Origin of the sequence: Pseudomonas sp. RA_35y_Pfl2_P32 (assembly GCF_963970735.1) — a bacterium.
Classification (GTDB): Bacteria; Pseudomonadota; Gammaproteobacteria; order Pseudomonadales; family Pseudomonadaceae; genus Aquipseudomonas.
Genome location: NZ_CAXAQF010000128.1, coordinates 1 through 612 on the forward strand (window position 1 = coordinate 1; position 612 = coordinate 612).

Consider the following 612-nt stretch of genomic DNA (forward strand, 5'->3'; position numbering starts at 1 on the left):
TTGCCGATCATGTCAGTGATTTCGGAAAAGGAGATTCCGGGGACGATCCAGTCGGCGATCTTGGGCCACAGGCCGAGATAGGTCTGGTTGCACAGCACAAGCCGATCATCGGCATCGAAAATCGCAAAGCCTTCGTTGATGCTCTCGATCGCATCGCGCAAGCGGCGTTGCGCATCGTCGGCCGTCTCCTTGGCGATCCCGAGCGCCGCGTTGCTGCGCGCCAGCGCGTCGAGCGCCTGTTCCAGATCGGCGGTACGCTCGCGCACCTTGCCCTCCAGCGAGATCGCGGTCTCGAACAGCGAGAAGGCATTGCCCTGAAGATCGGTTGAGCGTTCGACGCGGTCGATCAGAGCGGTGTTGATGCGCTTGAGTTTGACGATCTCAGCCTCGAGCGCCGCGATCCGTGCGGCATCGTGGCTTTGGGGCACGGCGATCCGCGTTGCCATCAGTCCCCCCAGCCGATCGCCAGGCCGCTGAAGGTCTGGTTGACGTGGAGCGCGTGGAACTGCTCGCCATAGGTGTTGAAGCCAGTGACGCGCCGTTCGACGAACATGCGAGAGACTTTGCGGGTCAATTGCCGCTGTTCGGCCTCGATCTTGTTGAGCACACAGT

Annotated in this window: 1 protein-coding gene; it reads right to left on the bottom strand. The window is 61.8% G+C overall.

The annotated features are described in order from the left end of the window. Window positions 1–446: PAS-domain containing protein (locus tag AACY45_RS27450; protein WP_339548597.1), on the bottom strand; the 446-nt coding region annotated here is incomplete at its 3' end. Window positions 447–612 lie beyond the last annotated feature (166 nt).